We start from the raw sequence: 14,944 nt of genomic DNA, 5'->3' as shown, positions 1-14,944 counted from the left end.
TCGGTGTCCCGCCGGGGCGTCAGCGGAACCGGCGGAAGAAGCCGCGCAGGTCGTCGATGAGCAGGTCCGCGGCGTCGTGGGCGGCCCAGTGGCTGCCGCGGTCGTACTCGTTCCAGGACACGATGTTCTTGTGGTCGCGTTCGGCGAAGCGTCGCAGCGGCCGGAAGTCGTAGGCGAAGGAGGCCAGGCCGATGGGGAAGGTGGTCGGCTCGGTCGCCCGCTCGGCGTGGTGGTTCTCGTAGTAGAACCGCGCCGAGGACGCCGCGGTGTTGGTGAACCAGTAGATCGTCGCGTTCGTCAGGATGACGTCGGGGTCGGGAACCCCGGCCAGGAGCTGGCCGATCCACGCGAGCTGCCCGGCGGGGGAGTCGGCCAGGGCGTGCGCGAGGGTCTGCGGTTGCGCCTGCTGGGCCCGGTCGTGGATCGCGTGCTCGACGAAACCACCGAGGAACTCCAGGTAGCCCTGCTCCTCCGGGGTGAGCCCGGCCAGTTCGGCGGGGTCGCCGGAGGGGAAGGAGAAGATCTGGTTGACGTGCACGCCCAGGACGTGGTCCGCGTGCCGGCGGCCGAGCTCGGGGCTGACGATGGCGCCCGCGTCGTTGCCGTGCGCGCCGAACCGCTCGTAGCCGAGGCGCCGCATCAGCTCGGCCCACGCGTCGGCGACGCGGGCCGCGTCCCAGCCCCTCGTACGGGTGGGACCGGAGAAGCCGAACCCGGGCAGGGACGGGATCACCACGTCGAAGGCGTCGGCCGGGTCCCCACCGTATGCGGCCGGGTCGGTCAGCGGGCCGACCAGGTCCAGGTACTCGACGAACGTGTTCGGCCAGCCGTGGGTGAGGACGAGCGGCGTGGCACCCGGTTCGGCGGAGCGTACGTGCACGAAGTGGATCGTCTGGCCGTCGATCTCGGTGGTGAACTGCGGGTAGGAGTTGAGCCGGGCCTCGGCGGCCCGCCAGTCGAAGCCGTCCCGCCACCGCGCCACCAGGTCGCGGACGAAGGAGCCCGGCACGCCGTACTCCCAGCCGGGCTGGACCGGGCCGCGCCGGACGCCGTCCGTGACCTGCTCGGGCGGCAGTTCCTCGGCGAAGCGGGTACGGGCCAGCCGGCCGGCCAGGTCGTCGAGGTCTGCCTGGGGGACGTCGATGCGGAAGTCGCGGATCTCGCTCATGGGGACCACCCTGTCAGGCCATTAGGCGCGATTCGTTCCTAATGGTCGGGCATTCTTGGACGCATGCTGGAAACCTCCGCACGGCTGCTGCGCCTGCTCGCCCTCCTGCAGACACCCCGCGACTGGGCCGGCTCCGAACTGGCCGAACGCCTCGGCGTGAGCGGCCGTACGGTCCGCGCCGACGTCGAGCGGCTGCGCGCGCTGGGCTATCCCGTCCTGGCCACGCGCGGCTCGGCGGGCGGTTACCGGCTCGGCGCGGGCGCCTCGCTGCCGCCGCTGCTGCTGGAGGACGAGGAGGCCGTCGCGATCGCGGTCGGACTGCGCACCGCCGCCGGCGGCGTCATCGGGGACGCCGAGGCGTCGCTGCGCGCGCTCGCCAAGCTGGAACAGGTCATGCCGTCGCGGCTGCGGCACCGGGTCAACACCCTGCAGACCCACACCGTGCCGGTGCCGAGCGACCGGCCGGGGCCGGCGGTCGACCCCGAGGTCCTCACCACGCTCGCCGCCGCGTGCCGCGCGCATGAGCGGCTCCGGTTCGACTACACCACCCACACGGGCGAGGCCGTCCGCCGCGAGGTGGAGCCGTACCGGCTGGTCACCTGGGGACGCCGCTGGTACCTGCTCGCCTACGACCCGGACCGTGCCGGCTGGCGAACCTTCCGCGTGGACCGCCTCACCCCCCATGTCCCGACCGGACCCCGCTTCACGCCCCGCGACCTGCCCGACGGCGACGTGGCCGGCTATGTCTCGGGCCGGGTGTCGGCCGCCGCCTGGCGCCACCGGGCGCGTGTCACGGTGCACGCGCCCGCCGAGGTCGTCGCGGCCCGGATCAGCGCGGCCGTCGGCACGGTCGAGGCCGTCGACGCCGGCACGTGCGTTCTGCACACCGGCGCCGACACCGTCGAGACCCTGGCCGTCCATCTGGGCCTGCTGAACGCCGACTTCGAGGTCACCGACCCGCCCGAGCTGGTCGCCCACCTGCGTACCCTCGCCGCCCGCTACGGCCGGGCCACGCCCTGAGCCTCAGGCGTGACCCGGCGGTCGCCGGCCCGCTCGTCCCCGAAGACCGGTCGCGGCGCCGTACGGTCACGGGCCGGCCAGCCGCCACAGCGAGATGACCTCCGCGCTGCGAGCGGTGTGGAGGGGATCGGCGGTATCGGTCGCCCGTGGGTGGCGGGGCAGGGTGTCGGCCTTGTCCACGACGCGCAGGCCCGCCGCCTCGATCCGGGTCAGCAACTGCCGGCGGGTCCTGAGCCCGAGGCGTTCGGCGAGGTCGGACAGGACGAGCCAGCCTTCGCCGCCCGGTGTGAGGTGGGCGGCGAGCCCGTGCAGGAAGTCATGGAGCATGCCGCCGCCCGGGTCGTAGACCCCGTGCTCGAGCTGTGAGGTCGGCCGGGCCGGGATCCAGGGCGGGTTGCAGACGATGAGGTCGGCGCGGCCCTCCGGGAACAGGCGCGGACCCGCGACCTCGACGCGGGCGGCGAGACCGAGCCGGCCGACGTTGTCACGGGCGCAGGCCAGGGCCCGCGGGCTGATGTCGGTGGCCGTGACGCGTTCGAACCCCCGGCGGGCCAGCACGGCGGCGAGCACCCCGGTCCCCGTTCCGAGGTCGAACGCGGTGCGGCGCGCCGCCGGCGCGGGGAGCGGCGCCTCGGCGACCAGGTCGACGTACTCGCCCCGGACGGGGGAGAAGACGCCGTAGTGCGGGTGGATGCGAGCGCCCAGCGCAGGGACCCGGACTCCTTTGAGACGCCACTGGTGCGCCCCGAGCACGCCCAGGAGCTCGGTCAGCGAGATCGCCGTCGGCTCACGCGGCGGCCCGTACGCCTCGACGCACGCCTGACGCACGTCCGGGGCCCGGCGCAGGTTCAGGGCGTAGCCGTCCTCCAGCAGCACGAGCAGCCTGCCCAGCACCCGGGCGCGGTGACTTCGGGCCCTGCGGTGAAGATGGAAGGACTCGAGAGGATCGTTCCCCGGCCGGGGGGACTTCCTCTCGACGCGGCGGCGCATCGCCTGCAGCAGCTGACGCGCGTTGTGGTAGTCGCCCTGCCACAGCAGCGCGGTGCCCTCGCAGGCGAGGCGGTAGGCCGTGTCGGCCTTGATACGGTCGTCGGCGACGATGACCCGTCCGGGCGGTGGGGTCGCGCTCTCGGAGTGCCAGCGGGCGGATCGGGTGGTGCGGGCTTCGGTCCAGTGGATCGTGGACACCACGTACTCCTCGTGGTCGAACGTGCGGATGACACGAAGAGCACTTCGACGAGGAGCAGCGAAAACACGCCCGTACCGCGTACGGGCGTGCGCGGCAGTGCGGGAAGGGCCTACCGCTCCCGCGTCGAAGCGCGCGAGAGCACGTCGCCGAGAACCATGCCGAGTGTCATGATCAGCCCTTTCCGAACGTCGGCCTCAAGGGTCGCACACGCCGAGCCGACGGGGAACCCGACGCGCGGGCCGTCCCGTCACGCACCTCCTCAGGAGGGAAGTGGTCTTCGCCGAGTCGCGCCGACTGGCTCTTTCGGGCCGGACATGACCCTCCCTAAGGTGCCGGCCATGAGTAGGAGTGCGTGGTTCGACCGTCCCGTCCTGTCCGGGGAACACGTCCGCCTGGAGCCGCTCCGGCTCGAGCACGCGGAGGGGCTGTACGAGGCGGGCAAGGACCCCGAGGTCTGGCGGTGGCTCAACGTCCGTCAGCCGGCCGACCTCGCGGAGACGCGCCGCATGGTCGAGGACGACCTCCGCGCGATCGACGCCGGGCGGCTGCCCTGGGTGCAGATCGACGCCGCCACCGGCGAGGTGGCCGGCACGACCTCGTACTACGACATCGAGCCGGCGCACCGCGGCCTTTGCATCGGGCACACCTGGATCGGCGCCCGCTGGCAGCGGACCGCCCTGAACACCGAGGCCAAGCTCCTGCTGCTGGAGCGGGCGTTCGACGTGCTGGGCGCCATCCGGGTGGGCTGGCACACCCACCACCGCAACGAACGCTCCCAGCGCGCCATCGAACGCCTCGGCGCACACCGCGAAGGAGTCCTGCGCAGCCACCGCATCCGGCACGATGGCTCCGTCCGCGACACCGTCTGCTACTCGATGCTCGCCACCGAATGGCCCGCCGCCCGCGACCGCCTGTGCGCCCACCTGGCCGCCGCCTGAACTCCCGTTCGTCCGTCCGCCGCCTATCAGATCCTCGCCGTGGCCTACGGCCACTGGACCCTCACCCGCGCCGGCGCGAGATCAAGCATGGGGCCAGGGGGCGTCAGCAACCGTATCGCCGGCCTACCTGGCGTTGGAACTCGGTCCGGTCCACGTAGGGGAGCGTGTTCTCTCCGCTGCTCGTGTACCCGATCTGGATCGTGCCGCGTGGAATGTTCTCCAGGGCCGCCGTGGTGAAGGAGACGCTGGAGGTACTTGATGAGTTGGTCTGGGTCGCCCCGTATATGACGTAGGTTTCTTGAGGATTGAGGATCTGAAGAGGCGTGTGAGCCCTCCACCCCGGCGGAGGCCGATCCAGGGTCAACTCCGCGTATCTGCCCGCAGGCCGCTGCGACGAATGCCAGTCACCGAGCGTCAATTCCTCCTTCGGATCATCAGCACGCTTGTAAAGAATCAGGGCATCGGGCGCATGGCCCGGACACCATCCGAGCACAGCGGTGAGCTGCCCCGACGGAGAGAGCATCACACCGGTGAGTCCATGTACGGGAACGGTGCACGCGGTGAGGGTGACCGCGCCGGTCGTCAACGCGGCGCCGACGACAATGATTCGCACCAGCGATAACCAGTAACGCATGGGATGAAACTAACCTGGCGCCGTACGTATCGAAACCGATCTCCCGCCGGACTCGTGCCGAGCCGAGCACCTGGCCGCCCAGGTAGCGGCTCCACGCCGACTTGCCGCAGGAGGTCTTGCGCGCCAGGGCGGCCAGGCTCAGCCCGCTCCGGTCCTTGAGAGCACGCAACCGCACCGTCGGGTGCGGCACCTCGGGTTCGAGGGTGTCCGGCAGTGGCGACCATGCCCCAAGAAGGGTCCCTCCGTCCCGCACCGTCCCGCCGGGATATCCCGTCTCCGCAGCTCAGTGGCTGGGACGTCCCCGCGCGGCCCTGCCCGGTTCGCCACCGTATCGGGACGTGTGTCCGGCACCTGAGGATTCGATCGAGCGGCGGCCACCGGGGCCACCGCGGACGATCAATGAGGAGCGAAGGTGCGAATCACCAACGCGGCCAAGACCGGCCTCATCGGACTGGCCACCGCCGGGACGGCGCTCACCCTGGGCGCCACCATCCCCTCCGCCCAGGCCGCCACCCCCACCACCGCCCACACGGTGACCGCGGCCGCCAGCAGTAAGTGCATGTGGTTCAACGCGCCCAAGGTCCACGGCTACACGGCGAAGATCAAGCTCTGCTGGAACTGGGCGTACGACGGGCACGGCGCCTACAACGGTGTCATCCACGCGACCTACTACGACTCGTCCAGGACCAACGGCACGCTCTACGTCAAGGCCCGGATCTCGAACCGCTGGGTGGCCACCCTCGGCGCCGGCCACGAGGTCTCCTACGGCACCCACAAGTACCTGCCCTACAGCCACGGCAAGAACCTGGCGTTCCGCGCCTGCCTCTCCCACCACGGCTGTGGCCCCAACGGCCACTGACCCGGTGCCGCCCCTCGGACAACCGGGCGAATAGCACGGAGCAGCCGAACACGACGCGGCCCCCACCCTCGCTGGCGGCGAACCGAGCCGGGGTGGGGGCCGGCGGCGTACGCAACGCTCGGCGAAGGGCACCCAGGCTGGGGGAGATGTCCGAGAACGTCCGAGACGGAAGGCGCGTTTACCGAGCCTTCCGTTCGCCTCGCCCCGTCGATACGCTCGCGACCGTCACTTCGACGCACTCGCCTTCGTCTCCACCGCTGCGACTGCTCTTCCGCCAGACGCCGGCGACCTCGACACAGTTGCCCTCGTCGCCGCCGCTATAAGGGCTCTTGCGCCAGCTGGCGCCCATCAGCTCAGGAGTGCTCATAGTCCGGACGCTAGCCGTTCGATGAGTTTTCGAGAAGCGTCTTGATCCATCGACGCGTGCAGCAGGAGAGAGAAAATCTCTTCGTGCAGGGCGATCTCCTTCTCATCCTCGACGAACAGACTCTTGGTGAACTGCTCTACGACCGACACCGTGAGGCGTCCCGGCGGCCGCAATGACAGCAGGTGGAACGGCCCCGCCAGCCACAGATAGGCGGAGGTGGATTTCGGCAGCACGTGAAGAGCCACATGGTCCGCTTGTCCCGCCTCGTAAAGACGGCGCAGCTGGGCACGCATCAGGTCCGGTCCTCCGACTGGATGGTGGAGCACCGACTCGCTGATGACGGTTAAGTAGCGCGGTGGATCCGGGCGCGCCAGGACCTTTTGCCGCGCCATCCGGAAGGCTACGAGTGCGCCGGTGTTGCGTAGGGGCCGCGCCGGCCCCACTGCCATAAGCGCCCGGGAGTAGTCGGGGGTCTGCAGCAGGCCCGGTACTACGGACGGCTCGAAGTTACGGATCAGCTCCGCGTCCTCTTCAAGGCTGGCGAGGTCGAGAGCGGCGGCCGAGATTCGGCCCTGTCGTATTCGCTCCCAGTTTCTGCTGGGGTCGTGGGTGGCGAGGTGAAGAAGGGACTCGCGGAGAGGGCCTTCGGGGATCTCGTAGAAGTTCAGGAGGTCGGCGAGTTCCTGGGGGTCGATGGGGTGGAGGCCGTTCTCCAGGGTGCTGAGCCAGCTCTTGGAGCGGCCGTAGCGGCGGCAGGCGGTGTCGATGGTCAGCCCGCTGTCCTCGCGGGCCTTGCGGAGCGCCGAGCCGATGCGGCGCAGGCGTACGGACGGGATGTTCCGGGAGGGCATCCGCTCACGATGTCACGCACAGTGTTCATCTGTATACGGAAAGCCGCGAGGAGAATGTTCGCCCGGCGAAAGTTCCGCGCAGGTCAGCGAGTGTTGCGGCGTGCCGCGGTCGGTGGTGACCGTAAGTCTCCGACACGCGGAAGGGAGCCGTCGAGTGCAGGTGTCGAAGACGCGGTACGCGCTGCTGGTCCGGTTGGCGTGGGAGTTGCGGGGCGCGCCCGTGACCTCGCTGCTCGTCGTGCCCGGCCACGGCGAGGCGGTGCTGTGGGTGCTGGGGCGGGGCGGCCGCAAGGAGGCCGTGCTGGCGGTGCCGCGGCCGGACCGGTGGCGGATCCTCTGGCGTGGCACCGAGCTGGACGCGGCGTCGGTGCCGGAGGCGGCCCGGCGGATCGCGGCGGCGGTCGCGGCGTGACCGAGGTGGGGGAGGCGACCGGAGAACCGGTCGTGCTCGGGCAGATCACGCTGCCGGGGCTGCGGCGCTCCGTCGCGCACGCGCGTGCGTTCCTGCGGGACCTGCTGCCCTGCGGTCATCCGGTGCTGGACGACCTGGTCATGGTGGGGAGCGAGACGGTGTGCAACGCCGTGACGCACACCGCGTCGGGCCGCCCCGGAGGGCGGGTGACGGTCGTGCTCATCGCCGACCGCGGCGCGTACCGGCTGGAGGTCACCGACGACGGCGCCGGTGGCGCGCGGCCGCGCCTTCGGGACGAGGAGGGCGGGGAGAGCGGGCGCGGGATGCGGATCGTCGACGCGCTGGCCCGGCGCTGGGGTTACCGGGAGGACGGCGACCGTACGGTCGTGTGGGCCGAGTTCGCCGGCGGGTGAGCCGGTTGTCGGTGGGCGACATCGGGGGCTCGTGACGTTGGCGGCGGCGATCTGTGCGGCGGCGCGTCCCGTACTCAGACTTAGGCGCGATCCCGTTTCGGGCGACGGCGGTTCGTGAGGAGACGAGATGTCCGGCAGGAGACTCAAAACCCTGATGGTCTGCGCGGCGACGGCCGCGGTGCTATCTGTTCCGATGAGGCCGGCCGGTGCGGCCGGGCTGCGCGACGTGTTGTTGGTCGGCAACAGTCAGTCCGGCAGCGTCAGCTTCATCGACGGGCACACGTACCAGAATCTCGGGTCGTTCAACGTGATCGGGGACCTGCAGCAGCGGCTGAACGAGATGGACCCGATCCAGCGGGCCGGGTACGAGACGGTCAAGCAGATCGAGGGCGGGGACCGGTTCGTCGACGACGTGCAGCTGTCCCCGGACGGCAGGACGCTGTACGTCTCGCGCGGCAACCTCGACGACGCCGCCGCCTTCGACCTGGTGTCGGGGCGGCAGCTGTGGCACACCCGGCTGGACGGCTTCCACGCCGACCACGCGGCGCTGTCCCCGGACGGCAAGAGGTACGTCATCTCCGCGACGACGGCGCAGGTGGCCGAGGTGCTGGACACCGCGACCGGGGCGGTGGCCGGCAAGTTCGCCACCGGGACGTACCCGCATCAGAACGACTGGACGGCCGACGGGAAGTACATCTACAACTCCAGCATCGGGGTGACGTCGCTGCCGCAGTCGCTGGAGCTGCTCAAGGGCAGCTTCCGGCTGACGAAGGTCGACGCGGCGACGCTTCAGGTCGTCAAGACCTGGAACCTCCCGCACGGGATCCGGCCCAACCTCATCGCGTCGGACGGCAACACCTTCTACGCCCAGCAGTCCTACCTCAACGGCTTCATCAAGTACGACCTGGCCCAGTCGAAGACCGTCGCGACGGTCACGATGCCGTACAGCGCGCACGGCCAGGCGCTGAAGCCGGACGACTACCCGCAGAACTCCGCGCACCACGGCCTGGCGCTGTCCGGGGACGCTTCCAAACTGTGCGACGTCGGGACGATTGACGACTACACCGCGATCGTGAACACCGCGGACCTGTCCACGAAGGGCTTCGTGAACTACCCGACGGACAGCCTGCCGTACTGGGGGACCACCAGCGTCGACGGTACGCGCTGCTTCGTGTCGCTGAGCAAGGCGAACGCCGTGTCGGTGGTCGACTACGCGACGGCGACGGAGGTCGCCCGGGTGCCCGTCGGGGTGTTCCCGCAGCGGGAGAGGATCGGGCAGGCGGCCCCGGAGGCGATCGCGGCCCTCACGCCGGCGGGCTGAGCGGTCCACACTGGGCGTCACGGGAGATCCGCACCGTGACGCCCAGCGCCGTACCGGGAGACGAGATGACCGAACGTGCCGTGCTGCGCCGCCTCATGGAGAAGATGCGCGCGGACCCGCGGACGCTCGCGGCGGTCGTCGCGGCGGCCCGCGCGCAGTCCCCGCCTATCGCGGCGCTGCCGGTGCAGGAGGTCCGGCGGCACATCGCGGCGCTGCTGGCGGTGGTGTCCGCGGCGTTCATCGACGAGTCGGGGCTGAACGAGGACGACGCGCGGGTCGCGGACCGGCTGGCCACCGACCGGGCGTTGCAGGGTGTGCCGCTGGCGGCGCTGCTGGACGGGTTTCAGGCGGCGCGCTCGCACGTGATGACGCGGCTGCTGAACGAGGCCCGGTCGGCGGGGGTATCGCTCGACGGGCTGATCGAGGAGTTGATGGAGCTCGACGCGTACGCGAACGGGCTGCAGAACCGGCTGGTCCACGCGTTCCGGGAGACGGAGCTGAGCCTGGCGAACTCCGCGCACGCGGCCCGCGTGCAGGCGCTGCGGGACCTGCTGGGCGGTGGCCCGGTGTCGTGCGCCGCCGAGGCGGGTCTGGACGCGCGGCGGCGCTATCACTGTCTGGTGACCGACGGCGGCGATCCGCGGGAGGCGCGGCGCGTCGAGGCGGCCCTGGGCCTGGTCGACGGGGTGTCGGGGCTGGTGGACGGGCGGCTGTGCGCGGTGACGACGCGGCTGCCGGTGGGTGCCGCGGTGCTCGTGGTGGCCGGCCCGGCGGTACGGCCCGAGGAACTGGCCGAGGCGTACCGGTTGAGCCGGACCGCGCTGGCCTCGGCGCGCCGGCGGGGACTGGCGGGGCTGTGGGAGTTGACGGCGCTGGCCGTTCCGGTGGCGCTGGACGCCCATCCCGCGTTGGGTGAACTGCTGGCCCGGGAGCGTCTGGCCGGCCTGGACGCCGAGGATGAGTTCCATCGGCTGCTGGCCGAGACGGCCGTGGTCTACCTGGATCACGGTGGCCGCGCCGATCAGACCGCCGCCGCGCTGCATGTGCACCCGAACACGGTCAAGCACCGGCTGCGCCGCCTGACGGCGCTGACGGGCTTCGCCGATCCGGTCCCGCCCGGGGAGGCTCTGGCGAGCGCGTTGCGGTGGCGGTGGGCGCTGCAGGCCTGGCTCGGCGGGCACGGGCCGGCCCATCAGGAGCAACGGAACGGCTCTTGGCGTTAGTCGGGGGCCGAGGCGGGTAGACGCATCAGGCGGTCAGGCCGGCGCTGATCAGCCAGATGTGTTCGCAGGTCGAGGACGCCTTTTGCAACTCCTCGCGGGACTCTTGCGAGGCGTGGTAGAAGGTCCGCTCGATCATCCAGCACAGGGCGCGTGCCATCACTGAGGCTTGTTCTGGTTCGGTGCCGGCCTGAACGCCGGCTCGTTCCAGGACGGCGGTGATGGCCGTGATGAACAAATCGGCCGTATGGCTCCACAGCTCGCCGATCTCCGGCACGGTCAACGACAGGTCGATCGCCGTGCGCATGACCAGGCCGTGCTCGTTCCACAGCTCGACCGTGCGCTGCATGGCCGCTGCGATGGCCTGGCGCGGCTCGTCGGTCTGCGCAGTGGCCCGGGACCGCTCCCACAGGTGCGCAACGGTCCGGGCCACGAGTGCCGTGACCACTTCTTGCTTGGACCCGAAGTAGAAGTACAGGGCGCCGCGTGTGATGCCGACGCCCTGGGCGATGTCGCCGACGGTCATGGCGTCGTAGCCCTTTTGCGCTAGCAGAGCTTCGCAGGTGTCCAGAATGGCCCGCTCCCGGACATCGCCCTTGCGTTCGGCGGTGCGTCGGCTCCGCGCGGGGTGGTGGCCGGGCATCAGAGCTGAGCGCCCTCGGCGAAGTCGGTCGTACGGGAGAGCGTCTCCCATGCGCGGATGTCCTCGTCCACGGCCGCGCGCGCGGTGGTGACCAGTCGCAGCGCGTCCGAGCCCAGGACGAGGTGGGCCGGCGGCTGGTCGACCGACGTGATGTGCACGACGGCGTCCCCGGCCTTGGCCGGATCGCCCAGTTGGTTCCCGCTTGCCTTCTGCCGCGCTTCGCGAATGGGGGTGAACAACTCGTCGTAGTCGTCGATGGACCGCGCGGCGCGTGTCATGGACCGTCCGGCCCAGTCGGTGCGGAAGGAGCCGGGCTCGATCGCCGTCACGTGGATCCCGAACTGTGCGACCTCCTTGCCCAGTGCCTCGAGGATGCCTTCCAGAGCGAACTTGCTGCCGCAGTAGGCGGACATCCCGGGCACGGCCATGAGCCCGCCCATGGAGGTGACGGCCATCAGGTGTCCGCGTCGGCGTCGGCGCATGTGGGGCAGTGCCGCCTGCAGGGTGGCCACTGTCCCGAACACGTTGACCTCGAACTGCCGCCGCACCTCGGCCAGCGGGGTCTCCTCGAAGGTGCCCTCCAGGCCGTAGCCGGCGTTGGCGACGACGACATCCAAGGGACCGACGCTCTGCTCCACCTCCGCGACCACGCTCGAGACGGCGTCGTCGTCGGTCACGTCCAGGATGCGGCCGTGAGCGTACCCGGGTTTGAGCCCTTCGAAGGCCCGCAGGTCCTCCTCGGACCGGACCGTGCCGGCGACGGTGTGCCCGGCGGCCAGGGCGGCTTGGGCGAAGGCACGTCCAAGGCCCGTACTGACGCCGGTGATGAGCCAGTTCTGCTCCTGCACTACCCCTCCAGAGAGGACTCGAAAGGAGCTGGACTGCTCCCTTACCCACCTCGAACTCTACACGACGTCGATTTTTATCGTCATCATGTAGATTCTGGCGACGCCTTACGGCTCGCGGCCCGTGGGGAGCAACGGAACCGGGGCCTGGCCACGGACGAGGGGCCCGGGGCGCCTCGCGGAGCTCACGGGGAGGTACGGCCCTTCGTCGCGGCGCCGCCTAGTGGTGGCCGAGCGGGTCCAGGTGCTGTGCCGTGGCGTCGTCGGCCGCCGTCGACTCGCTGAGGTGCCGCCGGCGCTCGTCCTCGGCCAGCAGGGCCCGGCCGGCCTGGGTGGCGTAGGTGTAGGCGTCCGGGCCGACGAGCAGGCGCAGCGGCGGCTCCTCCATCGCGACGACCTCGAGCACGAGCCGGGCCACCTTGGCGGGGTCGCTGGCCATGGTGACCTGTCCGTCGCGGTGCCTGGCGGCCATGCGGCCCACGGTCTCGGCGTACTCGGGACGGACCGGGTCGATCCGCATCGACGATCCGGCCCAGTCGGTGCGCATGCCGCCCGGTTCCAGGACCGTGACCTTGATGCCGAGCGGTGCGACCTCGCCGGCGAGCACCGACGAGAAGCCGCCGACGGCCCACTTTGCGGTCTGGTAGGCGCCCAGGCCGGGGGTGGCGAGCCGGCCGCCGACCGAGGAGACCTGGATGATCCGTCCGGCCCGCTGCGCGCGCATCACCGGCAGCGCGGCGCGGGTCAGCCGGACGACGCCGAACAGGTTGGTGTCGACCTGTGCGCGGAAGTCGTCGAAGTCGGCGTCCTCGATCGAGGCGACGTTGGCGTAGCCGGCGTTGTTGACCAGGACGTCGAGCCGGCCGTACCGGTCGACCGCGGCGGCCACCGCCGCCTCGGTGGCCTGGTCGCCGGTGACGTCGAGGGGGACGACGGTGAGGTGCTCGCCGTGCTCGGCGGCGAGGTCGTCCAGGGCGGACGCCTGCCGGGCTCCGGCGACGACCCGGTGTCCGGCGGTGAGGGCGGCGCGTACGATCTCGCGGCCGAGGCCACGGGAGGCCCCGCTGACGAGGAAGACCAGGGAAGAGGATGAGGACATGAGAACTCCAGAGACAAACTAACTAACCGGTTGATTAGTTACAGTTACACTCGTCGCGGCTCGCATGTCAACTAAACGTTCAGTTAGGATGGCGCTCGTGGGAAGCAGAGACGCGGAGGCCACCCGCAGACGGCTGCTGGAGGCGGCGCGGGAGGAGTTCGCCGCCTACGGCATCGCGGGCGGACGGGTCGAGCGGATCGCGGCCGCCGCCCGGAGCAACAAGGCGCAGATCTACCACTACTTCGGCAGCAAGGACGGGCTCTTCGACGCCGTCTTCGACGCCATGTGCCGGGAGACGGTCGACGCGGTCCCGATCGACGCGGAGAACCTCCCCGAGTACGCGGGCAGGCTGTTCGACTCCTACGAGCGGCGCCCATGGGTGCAGCGGATCGCCGCCTGGTACCGGCTGGAGCGGGCCGGCACCGGCGACCTGCTCCCCGTCGTGGTGGCGAGCAACGAGGCCAAGCTGAAGGCCGTCGCCGACGCGCAGGCCAGGGGAGTGCTGCCGACGCGCTTCCCGGCGGACGTGCTGCTCGGGCTGGTCATCCACCTGTCCGGCTTCTGGAGCGCCAACGTGCCCGAGTTCGACGCGGTCGTCGCCGGCCACTCGTCCGCGACCCGGCGGCAGATGGTCGTCGACGCGGTCGCCGCGCTCCTGGCCTGACCTCGTCCCGTCCGGCGGGTGCGGCGTCCAGGTCCGCCGCACCCGCCGGACGCCTACGTCCGCACCCCGTGAGGGCACCGGTGTCTCATCGCAGGGTGAGCGGCGTCTCGGAATCGAGGTGGGTCAGCTTCTGCGGGTTGCGGACGTAGTACAGGCCGGTGATGCGGGCGTCCTCGACGCGGACCGCCATGACGCCGTCGAGCTCACCGTCCACGCGGAGGAGGAGCGCCGGGCCGCCGTTGACCACGGTGGGGTCGACGGTGAGCGTGACTTCGGCCTTGCCGATGCCGCCGAGCATGTAGCGGACGATCTTCTCGGCGCCGGTGATCGGCCGCAGCGCGGCCTGCTTGACGCCGCCGCCGTCGCTCACGAGGACGACCTCAGGGGCGAGCACGTCGAGGAGGCCCTGCGGGTCCCCGGTCTCGAGCGCGCGCTGGAACGACTCCAGAGCCGCCTCGGCCTGACCCGGAGAGACCGCCTCGCGAGGACGGCGGGCGTCGACGTGCCCGCGGGCGCGGTGGGCGATCTGGCGGACGGCCGCGGGGCTCTTGCCGACGGCGGCCGCGATCTCGTCGTAGCCGAAGTCGAAGGCCTCACGCAGCACGAAGACCGCGCGCTCGGTCGGCGACAGCGTCTCGAGGACCAGCATCAGCGCCATCGACATGCTCTCGGCGAGCTCGACGTCCTCGGCCACGTCCGGGGCGGTGAGCAGGGGCTCGGGCAGCCAGGGGCCGACATACGCCTCCTTGCGGCGCTTCATGGTGCGCAGCCGGTTGAGCGACTGCCGGGTCGTGATCCGGACCAGGTAGGCGCGCTCGTCGTGCACCTGCGCCAGGTCGACCTTGACCCACCGCAGCCAGACCTCCTGAAGGACGTCCTCGGCGTCGGCCGCCGAGCCGAGCATCTCGTACGCGACGGTGAAGAGCAGGTTGCGGTGGGCGACGAAGGTCTCGGTCGCCGCGTTGGTGGCCTGGTCGTTCAAAGCTCGTTCCTCTCCTTCACGGCCGAGCCCGGCCGCCGACGATATTCAAGCGTGCGTCCACGGCGAGGCCGGCACCCGTACGGCAGGCGGTCCGGATCCGTCCATGGGCGGCCGGGCCGGCCACCGATGTGCGGCCTAGTACTACATGCCTAGATCGCTTCTGGTGATCGGTCGATTCCTCTGCGTGAGATGGGTGGGGTGTGTGACGGTGTCTGCATGCCTCGGCCCCTCCAATACGCCGGTGCGGTGACAGCCGCGGATCTGGATGCGTGGAAGTCGGAGTTCGAACGAGTGTGTGCGCGGTTTGAGGGCCGGTGGG

General features: G+C 70.9%; 17 protein-coding genes and 1 pseudogene. 8 read left to right on the top strand and 10 right to left on the bottom strand.

What is annotated here, in order from left to right:
• Positions 1 to 19: 19 nt before the first annotated feature.
• On the bottom strand, positions 20 to 1,168 hold the full coding sequence (locus tag AB0K82_RS27615) for an epoxide hydrolase family protein (protein ID WP_364402270.1): 1,149 nt from the start codon (positions 1,166 to 1,168) through the stop codon (positions 20 to 22).
• 63 nt (positions 1,169 to 1,231) lie between these two features.
• Here AB0K82_RS27615 and AB0K82_RS27610 point away from each other — a divergent pair, with 63 nt between their 5' ends.
• A complete protein-coding gene (locus AB0K82_RS27610; RefSeq protein WP_364402267.1) occupies positions 1,232 to 2,188 on the top strand; it encodes a YafY family protein in 957 nt (318 codons plus the stop codon).
• A 66-nt stretch (positions 2,189 to 2,254) separates the two neighbouring features.
• Here the strand turns inward: AB0K82_RS27610 and AB0K82_RS27605 are convergent, their stop codons facing one another.
• Positions 2,255 to 3,376: a class I SAM-dependent methyltransferase gene (locus AB0K82_RS27605; protein WP_364402265.1), complete on the bottom strand. Its 1,122-nt coding sequence runs from the start codon at positions 3,374 to 3,376 to the stop codon at positions 2,255 to 2,257.
• A 339-nt stretch (positions 3,377 to 3,715) separates the two neighbouring features.
• Between AB0K82_RS27605 and AB0K82_RS27600 the strand changes: the two genes are divergently transcribed.
• Positions 3,716 to 4,315, top strand: a complete 600-nt coding sequence (locus AB0K82_RS27600; RefSeq protein WP_364402262.1) for a GNAT family protein — start codon at positions 3,716 to 3,718, stop codon at positions 4,313 to 4,315.
• Positions 4,316 to 4,418: 103 nt separating this feature from the next.
• On the opposite strand, the gene AB0K82_RS27595 is transcribed toward AB0K82_RS27600, so the two are convergent.
• Positions 4,419 to 4,949 carry a hypothetical protein gene (locus AB0K82_RS27595; RefSeq protein ID WP_364402454.1) on the bottom strand — a complete coding sequence of 177 codons (531 nt, stop codon included), beginning with the start codon at positions 4,947 to 4,949 and terminating at the stop codon, positions 4,419 to 4,421.
• 61 nt (positions 4,950 to 5,010) lie between these two features.
• A pseudogene (locus AB0K82_RS27590) lies at positions 5,011 to 5,124 on the bottom strand (helix-turn-helix transcriptional regulator); the annotation flags it as partial.
• Positions 5,125 to 5,361: 237 nt separating this feature from the next.
• On the opposite strand from AB0K82_RS27590, the gene AB0K82_RS27585 reads away from it, so the two are divergent.
• Positions 5,362 to 5,808 (top strand): hypothetical protein, encoded by a 447-nt coding sequence (locus AB0K82_RS27585; RefSeq protein WP_345348339.1) that lies wholly within the window; start codon positions 5,362 to 5,364, stop codon positions 5,806 to 5,808.
• Positions 5,809 to 5,986: 178 nt separating this feature from the next.
• Here the strand turns inward: AB0K82_RS27585 and AB0K82_RS27580 are convergent, their stop codons facing one another.
• Together AB0K82_RS27580 and AB0K82_RS27575 are read right to left on the bottom strand one after the other, a co-directional pair.
• Positions 5,987 to 6,157 (bottom strand): DUF397 domain-containing protein, encoded by a 171-nt coding sequence (locus AB0K82_RS27580; RefSeq protein WP_364402451.1) that lies wholly within the window; start codon positions 6,155 to 6,157, stop codon positions 5,987 to 5,989.
• Positions 6,158 to 6,171: 14 nt separating this feature from the next.
• The gene (locus AB0K82_RS27575) at positions 6,172 to 7,026 is read right to left on the bottom strand and encodes a Scr1 family TA system antitoxin-like transcriptional regulator (protein WP_364402258.1); all 855 of its coding nucleotides are present in this window, start codon (positions 7,024 to 7,026) and stop codon (positions 6,172 to 6,174) included.
• Positions 7,027 to 7,180: 154 nt separating this feature from the next.
• On the opposite strand from AB0K82_RS27575, the gene AB0K82_RS27570 reads away from it, so the two are divergent.
• The 4 genes from AB0K82_RS27570 to AB0K82_RS27555 all read left to right on the top strand — a co-directional run bounded on the left by AB0K82_RS27570 (position 7,181) and on the right by AB0K82_RS27555 (position 10,395).
• Entirely contained in the window at positions 7,181 to 7,438 is a 258-nt protein-coding gene (locus AB0K82_RS27570) for a hypothetical protein (protein WP_364402255.1), read from the top strand.
• Positions 7,435 to 7,851: an ATP-binding protein gene (locus AB0K82_RS27565; RefSeq protein WP_364402252.1), complete on the top strand. Its 417-nt coding sequence runs from the start codon at positions 7,435 to 7,437 to the stop codon at positions 7,849 to 7,851. The genes AB0K82_RS27570 and AB0K82_RS27565 overlap by 4 nt, the downstream gene beginning before the upstream one ends.
• A 127-nt stretch (positions 7,852 to 7,978) precedes the next feature.
• Complete coding sequence (locus AB0K82_RS27560; protein WP_364402249.1) at positions 7,979 to 9,172, top strand: YncE family protein; 1,194 nt, start codon at positions 7,979 to 7,981, stop codon at positions 9,170 to 9,172.
• Positions 9,173 to 9,237: 65 nt separating this feature from the next.
• Positions 9,238 to 10,395, top strand: coding sequence for a helix-turn-helix domain-containing protein (locus AB0K82_RS27555; protein ID WP_364402246.1), 1,158 nt, complete (start codon positions 9,238 to 9,240; stop codon positions 10,393 to 10,395).
• A gap of 25 nt (positions 10,396 to 10,420) precedes the next feature.
• Here AB0K82_RS27555 and AB0K82_RS27550 read toward each other — a convergent pair whose 3' ends face one another.
• The 3 genes from AB0K82_RS27550 to AB0K82_RS27540 form a co-directional block, all read right to left on the bottom strand.
• Positions 10,421 to 11,035 (bottom strand): TetR/AcrR family transcriptional regulator, encoded by a 615-nt coding sequence (locus AB0K82_RS27550; protein WP_364402243.1) that lies wholly within the window; start codon positions 11,033 to 11,035, stop codon positions 10,421 to 10,423.
• Entirely contained in the window at positions 11,035 to 11,883 is an 849-nt protein-coding gene (locus AB0K82_RS27545; RefSeq protein ID WP_364402240.1) for an oxidoreductase, read from the bottom strand. The genes AB0K82_RS27550 and AB0K82_RS27545 overlap by 1 nt, the downstream gene beginning before the upstream one ends.
• Positions 11,884 to 12,100: 217 nt before the next feature.
• The gene (locus AB0K82_RS27540) at positions 12,101 to 12,979 is read right to left on the bottom strand and encodes an SDR family NAD(P)-dependent oxidoreductase (RefSeq protein ID WP_364402237.1); all 879 of its coding nucleotides are present in this window, start codon (positions 12,977 to 12,979) and stop codon (positions 12,101 to 12,103) included.
• 97 nt (positions 12,980 to 13,076) lie between these two features.
• Between AB0K82_RS27540 and AB0K82_RS27535 the strand changes: the two genes are divergently transcribed.
• Positions 13,077 to 13,643 (top strand): TetR family transcriptional regulator, encoded by a 567-nt coding sequence (locus tag AB0K82_RS27535; RefSeq protein WP_364402234.1) that lies wholly within the window; start codon positions 13,077 to 13,079, stop codon positions 13,641 to 13,643.
• Between the two features lie 85 nt (positions 13,644 to 13,728).
• Here the strand turns inward: AB0K82_RS27535 and AB0K82_RS27530 are convergent, their stop codons facing one another.
• The gene (locus tag AB0K82_RS27530; protein ID WP_364402231.1) at positions 13,729 to 14,625 is read right to left on the bottom strand and encodes an RNA polymerase sigma-70 factor; all 897 of its coding nucleotides are present in this window, start codon (positions 14,623 to 14,625) and stop codon (positions 13,729 to 13,731) included.
• Positions 14,626 to 14,944 lie beyond the last annotated feature (319 nt).

It is taken from the genome of Actinoallomurus sp. NPDC052274 (assembly GCF_040679475.1).
GTDB classification, from domain to species: domain Bacteria; phylum Actinomycetota; class Actinomycetes; order Streptosporangiales; family Streptosporangiaceae; genus Actinoallomurus; species Actinoallomurus liliacearum.
This window is presented reverse-complemented; position numbering and strand designations above follow the sequence as displayed.